This is a genomic window from Methylobacterium sp. WL18, assembly GCF_008040015.1.
GTDB lineage: Bacteria > Pseudomonadota > Alphaproteobacteria > Rhizobiales > Beijerinckiaceae > Methylobacterium > Methylobacterium mesophilicum.
This window is the reverse complement of the sequence record NZ_VRVD01000195.1, coordinates 1-7,880: the sequence shown is the minus strand read 5'-3', so window position 1 is coordinate 7,880 and position 7,880 is coordinate 1. Positions and strand designations below refer to the sequence as shown.

Sequence of the window (7,880 nt, the reverse complement as noted above, 5' to 3'; positions counted from 1 at the left end):
GCCTGCGTGGTGGCGGCGCTCTGGCCGGAGCGGGCGACGGGGCTCGTGAGCTGCGGCGTGGGCTACAACATCCAGAATATCCCGGCCTCGGGCGAGCCGGCATCGCCGGAGGCCGAGCATCGGTTGTGGTACCAGTACTACCTCCACGGCGCCCGGGGCCGCGCCGGCCTGGCGGCCAACCGGGCGCAATTCTGCGCGTTACTGTGGCGGCTGTGGTCGCCGACATGGCAATTCTCCGAAGAAACGTTCGCCCAGACCGCGCATTCCTTCGAAGAGAATCCGGATTTCGTCGACGTCGTAGTCCACTCCTATCGCCATCGCTTCGCACTCGCGCCCGGCGATCCGGCACTGGCCGGGATCGAAGCCAGCCTGACGGCCCAGCCGGGGATCACCGTGCCATCGATCGTGCTGCTCGGTGCCGACGACGGGGTCGGGCCGCCGCCTGAGTCCGACACCGACGCCCGGCACTTCACCGGCCCGTACCGGCGCGCCATCGTCGCGGGGGTCGGGCACAACTTTCCGCAGGAGGCGCCGGACGCCTTTGCGGAGGCGGTGCTCGGCCTGCTGTGACCGTCTGAGCGCGGGGCGTTGCTTTCGGGAAGCCCCTGGCTATAGTCCGCGCGCTTTCAGACAGGTCTGCGGACGCCGCATCCGGCGGCAGGCCTGCGTGCCAATCGCAGGAGACGCTCGTTGATCACCCCCGCCTTCGCGCAAGGGGCCGCTACGGCCGCTGGCGGAGCGGAGATCGCCTTTCAGGTGATCCCGTTCGTCCTGATCTTTGTGATCATGTATTTCCTGATCCTGCGACCGCAGCAGAAGCGGGTCAAGGACCACCAGGCGCTGATCAAGGCCGTGCGCCGGGACGACACGATCGTCACCAATGGCGGCCTGGTCGGGCGGGTCGTGAAGGCCGTCGACGACCAGGCGGAGGTCGAGGTCGAGATCGCCCCGAACGTCCGCGTGCGGGTCGTCCGGACGATGATCTCCGAGGTCCGCGCCAAGGGCGGACCGGCCAAGGCCGTCTGACACCTTCCATGAAGCGGCCGGCGTAACCCGCCGGCCTGACAGAGAAAACATCGGCCGATGCTGCGCTTCTCCCGTGCGAAGATCATCACGACCCTCGCGGCGATCCTGATCGGTCTGATGCTCGCCGTGCCGAGCTTCTTCTCGCCCGAGCAGCGCAAGGGCTTCGTGGCGAGCCTGCCGTCCTGGTTCCCGACCTGGATCGTCCCGACCCGGGGCATCGTGCTCGGCCTCGACCTTCAGGGCGGCTCGCAGTTGCTGCTGGAGGTGGACCAGAACGAGCTGATCGCCTCCCAGGCCAAAGCCCTGCGCGACGACGTGCGCCGCACGCTCCAGCAGGAGAATGTCCGCGCCGACGGCGGCGTCGGCCTGCTCCAGCGCGGCGTCCAGGTGAAGGTCGCGGACGACGCGGCCCGGGCCAAGGTCCTGCCGAAGCTGCAGGAACTGTCGCTGCCGATAACCACGTCGATCGGCCAGACCGCGGCCCGCACACTCGACATCACCGAGCAGCCCGGCGGCGTGATCCGCCTGACGCTCACCGATGTCGGCATCACCGAGCGCACCCGCCGGGCGGTCAGCCAGGGCATCGAGGTCATCCGCCGCCGCCTCGATTCCACCGGCACCACCGAGCCCTCGATCCAGCAGCAGGGCGCCGACCGGATCCTGATCCAGGTCCCGGGCGAGCAGAACCCGGAGCGGCTGGAGAAGCTGCTGGGCTCCACCGCCAAGCTCGAATTCCGCATGCTCGCCGACAGCCCCTCGGGCGACGTCGACATGCTGCCCTCCAAGGACGAGAAGGGCGCCAAGGTTCCGGTCGAGCGCCGGGTCATGGCGGATGGCGGCGAGCTAACCGACGCCCAGCCGGCCTTCGACCAGCAGTCGCATGAGCCGATGGTCAGCTTCAAATTCAACCTGCGCGGCGCCCAGCGCTTCGGCCAGGCGACCTCAGAGAATGTCGGCCGGCGCATGGCGATCGTGCTCGACAACGAGGTGGTCTCGGCCCCGGTGATCCGCTCGGCGATCACCGGCGGCTCGGGCCAGATCACCGGCAACTTCACGGTTCAGCAGGCCAACGACCTGTCGGTCCTGCTCCGGGCCGGCGCCCTGCCGGCGAAGTTCACCGTGGTCGAGCGCCGCGTCGTCGGCCCCGGCCTCGGCCGGGACTCGATCCAGGCCGGCAAGCTCGCGACCCTGGTGGCCGCCGGCCTCGTGGTCTGCTTCATGTTCGCCACCTACGGCACCTTCGGGTTCATCGCCAACATCGCCCTGATGGTCCATGTCGGGCTGATCCTGGGCCTGATGTCGGTGCTGGAGGCGACCATGACCCTGCCGGGCATCGCCGGCATCGTGCTTACCATCGGCACGGCGGTGGATTCCAACGTGCTGATCTACGAGCGCATGCGCGAGGAGAGCCATGCCGGCCGCTCGCTGATCTCCGCGCTCCAGGCCGGCTTCGACCGCGCCTTCGCGACGATCATCGACTCGAACTCGACCATGGCGATCGCCGCGCTGATCCTGTTCTTCCTCGGCTCCGGGCCGGTGAAGGGGTTCGCCGTGGTGTTCATCCTCGGCATCCTGACCACGGTCATCACCGCCGTGACGCTGACCCGGATGATGATCGCGGTGTGGTATAAGACGTTCAGGCCGAAGGCCCTGCCGTTCTGATTGAACTTCCTTTCGGGAGATGCATCGCCGCCGGTGTGATCCGCCGCTCCAAACCCCGAACCTCATCCTGAGGTGCCCGCGCCAGCGGGCCTCGAAGGAGGGATCCAGGGACCGTGCGCAGCCTGCAGGCCTCCTTCGAGGCTTGCGCGGGGCGCAAGCACCTCAGGATGAGGTCGCGGGTGGGACGGTATCGTGCCGGTGCTGACATCTTCCACACGTTAGGTCCGAAAAAATGCGCCTGCTCCGCCTCTGGCCCGATGAATCGCATTTCGACTTCATGCGCTTCCGGCGGCTGACCTTTCCGCTCTCGGCGGTGCTGTCGCTCGTCACCGTGGTGCTGTTCCTCACCATCGGGCTGAACTTCGGCATCGACTTCAAGGGCGGCACACTGGTCGAACTGCAGGCCAAGTCCGGGACCGCCGACGTGGCCGCGATTCGGCACACCGCGGTCGGCTTCGGCTTCGGCGAGCCGGAGGTGCAGGAACTCGGCAACCAGGGCACCGTGCTGGTGCGCCTGCCGCTCCAGCCCGGCGAGCAGGGCCAGACCGCCGTGATGAACAAGGCGCACGCCGCCTTCGACGCCGACTACGACTTCCGCCGCACCGAGACCGTCGGCCCGCGCGTCTCGGGCGAGCTGGTCCAGTCCGGCACGCTCGGCGTCGTGCTGTCGGTGGTCGCGGTGCTGCTCTACCTGTGGTTCCGGTTCGAGCGGGAGCTGGCGCTCGGCGCCATCGTCGGCACGCTCCACGACATCGTGCTGACGGTGGGCGTGTTCATCATCACCCGCATCGAGTTCAACATGACCTCGATCGCCGCGATCCTGACCATCGTGGGCTACTCGCTCAACGAGACCGTTGTGGTGTTCGACCGGACCCGCGAGCTGATGCGGCGCTACAAGACGATCCCCACGGTCGACCTGCTCAACCTGTCGATCAACTCGACCATGTCGCGCACCGTGATGACCTCGATCTCGTCGGGCCTGTCGCTGCTGGCGCTGGTCCTGTTCGGCGGCGAGGCGATCAAGGGCTTCGCCATCGTGATGCTCTGCGGCGTCGTGATCTGCACCTACTCGGCGATCTTCGTGTCGACTCCGGTGTTGATCTATCTGGGGCTGATGCTCTCGGGCGCTCGCGCGGCGGCCGAGCGGTCGGGCGTCCCGCAACCCGCGGAGTAGTTTTTTTCGGACATGGCCGAGCAGGAGACGTCAAAGGGCTTCGAATCCGGCTTCGTGCCGGGGCGCCACATCATCGACACCTACGGCAACGGCGGCTTCCGCTTCGCCGGGATGTCGCATCGCGGCTCGCTCCTGCTCCTGCCCTCGGGCGTTCGGGCCTGGGACGTCACGTCGGCGAAGGCGATCGACCGCACGGCCCTGCGCCCGGTCCAGGCCGAGGCCGCGGAGATCGAGCTTCTGCTGGTCGGCACCGGCCTCGACATCGCGGCGATCGACCCGTCCCTGCGCGGCTGGCTCAAGGATGCCGGCGTCGGCCTCGACGTGATGCAGACCGGGGCGGCGGCCCGCACCTACAACATCCTGGTGGCCGAGAACCGCAAGGTCGCGGCCGCCCTGATCGTGGTCGATTGATGCCGGAGGTCGACGACAAGCCCGCCGAGACCGGCCTGGCCTTCGCGCAGGCCCATTGCGAGCAGCTGGTCCGCGATGGCGATCCGGACCGCTACTACGCGACCCTGTTCGCCCCGGCCGCCGCCCGCCCGCATCTCTTCGCCCTCTACGCCTTCAGCCTGACCGTCGCACGGGTGCGCGAGGCCGCCTCGAACCCGATGGCCGGCGAGATCCGCCTGCAATGGTGGCGCGATGCGCTCCAGGGCGAGGCCCGAGGTGATGTCCGCGCCAACCCGGTGGCGGCGGCCCTCGAAGAGGCGATCCGGGTGAACCGCCTGCTGCGCCAGCCCTTCGTGGACCTGATCGACGCAAGGGTGTTCGACCTCTACGAGGATCCGATGCCCCGGGTGAACGACCTGGAGGGCTATTGCGGCGAGACCGCCTCCGCCCTGTTCCGGCTGGCGAGCCTGGTGATCGGCAACGGCACCGAGCCGGGCGGCGCGGGGGCCGCCGGCCATGCCGGGGTCGCCTACGGGATTACCGGCCTGCTGCGCGCCCTGCCCTGGCACGCCCGCTCCGGCCAGGTCTACCTGCCGGCCGACGTGCTGGCCCGCTACGGCGTCACCCGCGAGGACATCACCAGCGGCCGCGGCGGCCCCGGCCTGCGCCGGGCCTGCGCCGACCTGCGCGACCTCGCCCGGACCCATCTCAAGGCCTTCGAGGCCGCCCGCCCGGCGATCGCACCGCTGGCCGGCACGGCGTTCCTGCCGGTGGCGCTGGTCGAGCCCTATCTCGCCATGATGGAGCGGGCGAGCTACGACCCGCTCAACACGCTCACCGACCTGCCGCGCTGGCGCCGGCTGTGGCGGCTGTGGCGGGCGTCGCGACGGATTGGTTGAACACCGTCGGGCGGTTCGTTCTCGCCTTCTGGCAAAGGACCCGCACCGTCATTGCGAGCACAGCGAAGCAACCCAGGGCAGCGCGCGATCTCAGAATGGTGGCGTTTCCCTGGGTTGCTTCGCTACGCTCGCAATGACGGTGGGGAACGGGGACGTCACAGCACCCGTGCCTGCTCGCCGGAGCGCGGCGTTTGCGGGTCGCGGAACCGGGTCGGCCCGTAACCCCGCAGGTACGGGATCAGGCAGCGCACGCCCGCAGCGGCTAGGCGCGCCGCCGCCGCGTCGTAGGCGTGGACGTCGTACGGGAAGCCGTGGAGCAGGACGGCCGGCTTCCCGTCCGCGGGGCCGACCTCCAGGTAGGCGACGTCGAGAACACCGGCCTGCACGCGCTTCATCGATCACGCCCTCCCTGCGGCAGACATTTTAGCCGATCGCCGCGCAATTGCCGCATGCGCTGTTGCCGACCGCCTCTTGCCGACCGCCGGTCCCGCCCAACCTTGAGCGTGGTGATCGAACCCCGGGATACGACACGATGAGCCTGCTCGACGGTGTGAAGACCCTGATCGGCGACGTGGTCGCGGCGGCCGACCGGGCGGTCGTAAGCACCGGCAGCGGCAAGCTCGCGCTGGCGCTGGCAAAATTCTACCCGGGTGGCCTCGTCGCATTCCTGGACCGGCTGCGCGAGGCCGGCCACGGCGGGGCCGTCGACTCGTGGATCGGGTCCGGAGAGAACCGTCCCGTCCCGGCCTCCGCGATTGCCGGGTGCCTGCCGGATGCGGTGACCGAGCGGCTGGCCTACGATCTGAACCTGCCGGCCGGCCGCGTGGCGACGGCGCTCGCCGAGTTCCTGCCCGCGGCGGTCGCGGCCCAGAGCGAAGACGGCCGGCTGAAGCCCCAGCCGAACTTCAGCACGCAGATCCGCTGATTTTTTTGATCGGACGCCTTCGGCCGGAGCGGTCGGCGGCCGCCAAGTCTCACGCCAACGGGCAGCCATCGGCCACCGGGAAAAAGCTGTTGCGGATCAAATCGCTAGCGCGTCCGGCCGGTTTCGGTAAGCGGAACGATGCGCTAGGGTCTATCCGTACGGAAAGCGACGGGGATCATCATGAGCTTGCTCGACAGTCTCGGCGGTTCGTTGGGGCAGATGGCGCTCAAGGCGCTGCCTGGCATCATCCAGCAGGTCCTGCCGGGCGGCCTCAACGCGTTGCTCGATCAGCTCCGCCGCTCCGGCTACGAGAGCCAGGTCAATTCCTGGCTAGGCCGCGGCCCGAACGAGCCGATCACCGCCGACGACCTCCAAAAGGTCCTGGACAACGAGCAGGTCCGCCAGATGGCTGCGAAGCTCGGCATCCCCGTCGAACAGCTGTTTCCGACCCTGGCCAAGACCCTGCCGGACGCGGTGGACCACCACAGCCCGGACGGATCACTGCAAGCCCCCAAAACCTGATCGCAGGCACGCGATCGTTCGAGCCGGGGGCATCGCGAACGAGAACGGCGGCCCCTCTCGGGACCGCCGCACACGCCACATTGATTGCGTCGTCTCAGTTGCTGGCGAGCTGGGACATCGGATCCACGGGCGAGCCGCCCTTGCGGATCTCGAAGTGCAGCTGCGGCGAGGTGACGTTGCCGGAGGCGCCGGACTTGGCGATGGTCTGGCCGCGCTTGACCTTGTCGCCGGGCTTCACGTCGATCTCGCCGTTATGGGCGTAGGCCGAGACAAACCCGTTGGCGTGGCGCACCAGCACCAGCTTGCCGTAGCCCTTCACGTCCGAGCCGGCATAGGCCACGGTGCCTTCCTCGGCGGCCTTGACCGGCGTGCCTTCCGGCACCGCGATGTTGATGCCTTCGTTGCCTGACGTGCCGTAGCCCGAGATCACCCGACCCTTGGCGGGCCAGCGGAAGCTCTCCGACGCCGTCGCATCTGCGACGGACCCGGTGGCGGCGGGCTCCGGCTTGGCTGGCGCAGCGGCGGCGACCGGCTTCGGCGCCTCCTTGGAGGCGACCTTCTCGGGCTTCTCGGCGGCGGCGGCCTTCTGGGCCGCCTCCTTGGCCGCCTTGGCCTCCGCGAGCTTCTGGGTGGCTTCGGCCTTCGCGGCTGCCTTGGCCTCGGCCTTGGCTTCCAGGGCCTTCGCCTCGGCCTTGGCCTTCGCCTCAGCCTTCGGGTCGGCCTTCTTCTCGTCCGCCTTGGCGACCTGGCCGGGGCGAACGTGATGCTTCTTGTCGGCGTCCTTCAGGGACGCTTCCTTGCGGGCCTTGTCCTCGGCGACCTTGCGGGCTGCCGTGTCCCGAGCCAGCGCGTCCTTGCGGTCCGCCTCCTTCTCGGCGGCGGCGCGCCTGGACGCCTCTTCACGCTTGGAAACCTCCTCGCGCTTGGCGGCCTCCTTGGCCTCCTCGCGCTTCGAGGCGACCTTGGCCTCGACCTGCCGCGCGTCTTCTCGCTTCTCCTCGGCGGCCCGGGCCGGCCGGGCCGTCATCGGAGCCGCGGCCGGGTTCAGCCCGGAGGCGTTGTAGACCGGGATCACGATCTGCCGGCCGGGGGTGATCTGGCTGGCGTTGGACAGGCCGTTCGCCGACAGGATCGCCGAAGCGGGCACGCCGAAGCGCGTCGACATCTGGTTCAGGCTGTCGTTCTTCGACACCGTGATCTGTGTGCCGCCCTGGGCGCTCCAGCCGGGGGCACCGGTCGAGGCGACCCGGGCGGCCGGCGCGGCCGCCTGAGTCGGGGCCGG

General features: G+C 69.2%; 9 protein-coding genes and 1 pseudogene. 8 read left to right on the top strand and 2 right to left on the bottom strand.

What is annotated here, in order from left to right:
* The 6 genes from FV228_RS15115 to FV228_RS15090 form a co-directional block, all read left to right on the top strand.
* Positions 1-570, top strand: a 570-nt coding sequence (locus FV228_RS15115; RefSeq protein ID WP_147855373.1) for an alpha/beta hydrolase, incomplete at its 5' end; no start/stop codon positions are given.
* A gap of 120 nt (positions 571-690) precedes the next feature.
* Positions 691-1,026, top strand: a complete 336-nt coding sequence (gene yajC, locus FV228_RS15110) for a preprotein translocase subunit YajC (protein WP_147855372.1) — start codon at positions 691-693, stop codon at positions 1,024-1,026.
* Positions 1,027-1,083: 57 nt separating this feature from the next.
* Positions 1,084-2,688: a protein translocase subunit SecD gene (gene secD, locus FV228_RS15105; RefSeq protein ID WP_147855371.1), complete on the top strand. Its 1,605-nt coding sequence runs from the start codon at positions 1,084-1,086 to the stop codon at positions 2,686-2,688.
* Between the two features lie 232 nt (positions 2,689-2,920).
* Entirely contained in the window at positions 2,921-3,862 is a 942-nt protein-coding gene (gene secF, locus FV228_RS15100; RefSeq protein ID WP_058191332.1) for a protein translocase subunit SecF, read from the top strand.
* A gap of 12 nt (positions 3,863-3,874) precedes the next feature.
* The gene (locus FV228_RS15095) at positions 3,875-4,273 is read left to right on the top strand and encodes an MTH938/NDUFAF3 family protein (RefSeq protein WP_147855370.1); all 399 of its coding nucleotides are present in this window, start codon (positions 3,875-3,877) and stop codon (positions 4,271-4,273) included.
* The gene (locus tag FV228_RS15090) at positions 4,273-5,151 is read left to right on the top strand and encodes a phytoene/squalene synthase family protein (protein WP_147855369.1); all 879 of its coding nucleotides are present in this window, start codon (positions 4,273-4,275) and stop codon (positions 5,149-5,151) included. Before FV228_RS15095 ends, FV228_RS15090 begins: the two co-directional genes overlap by 1 nt.
* Positions 5,152-5,312: 161 nt before the next feature.
* On the opposite strand, the pseudogene FV228_RS15085 reads toward FV228_RS15090, so the two are convergent.
* Positions 5,313-5,546, bottom strand: a pseudogene (locus FV228_RS15085) (alpha/beta hydrolase); the annotation flags it as partial.
* Between the two features lie 137 nt (positions 5,547-5,683).
* On the opposite strand from FV228_RS15085, the gene FV228_RS15080 reads away from it, so the two are divergent.
* Entirely contained in the window at positions 5,684-6,076 is a 393-nt protein-coding gene (locus FV228_RS15080; protein WP_147855368.1) for a YidB family protein, read from the top strand.
* Between the two features lie 180 nt (positions 6,077-6,256).
* Positions 6,257-6,598 carry a YidB family protein gene (locus FV228_RS15075; RefSeq protein WP_147855367.1) on the top strand — a complete coding sequence of 114 codons (342 nt, stop codon included), beginning with the start codon at positions 6,257-6,259 and terminating at the stop codon, positions 6,596-6,598.
* Between the two features lie 94 nt (positions 6,599-6,692).
* Here the strand turns inward: FV228_RS15075 and FV228_RS15070 are convergent.
* Positions 6,693-7,880, bottom strand: a 1,188-nt coding sequence (locus tag FV228_RS15070) for a peptidoglycan DD-metalloendopeptidase family protein (RefSeq protein ID WP_147855366.1), incomplete at its 5' end; no start/stop codon positions are given.

Bases quoted from the DNA above. Each gene is read 5' to 3' on its own strand.
- secD (WP_147855371.1), top strand. From the start codon at position 1,084: ATGCTGCGCTTCTCCCGTGCGAAGATCATCACGACCCTCGCGGCGATC.
- secF (WP_058191332.1), top strand. From the start codon at position 2,921: ATGCGCCTGCTCCGCCTCTGGCCCGATGAATCGCATTTCGACTTCATG.
- FV228_RS15095 (WP_147855370.1), top strand. From the start codon at position 3,875: ATGGCCGAGCAGGAGACGTCAAAGGGCTTCGAATCCGGCTTCGTGCCG.
- FV228_RS15090 (WP_147855369.1), top strand. From the start codon at position 4,273: ATGCCGGAGGTCGACGACAAGCCCGCCGAGACCGGCCTGGCCTTCGCG.
- FV228_RS15080 (WP_147855368.1), top strand. From the start codon at position 5,684: ATGAGCCTGCTCGACGGTGTGAAGACCCTGATCGGCGACGTGGTCGCG.
- FV228_RS15075 (WP_147855367.1), top strand. From the start codon at position 6,257: ATGAGCTTGCTCGACAGTCTCGGCGGTTCGTTGGGGCAGATGGCGCTC.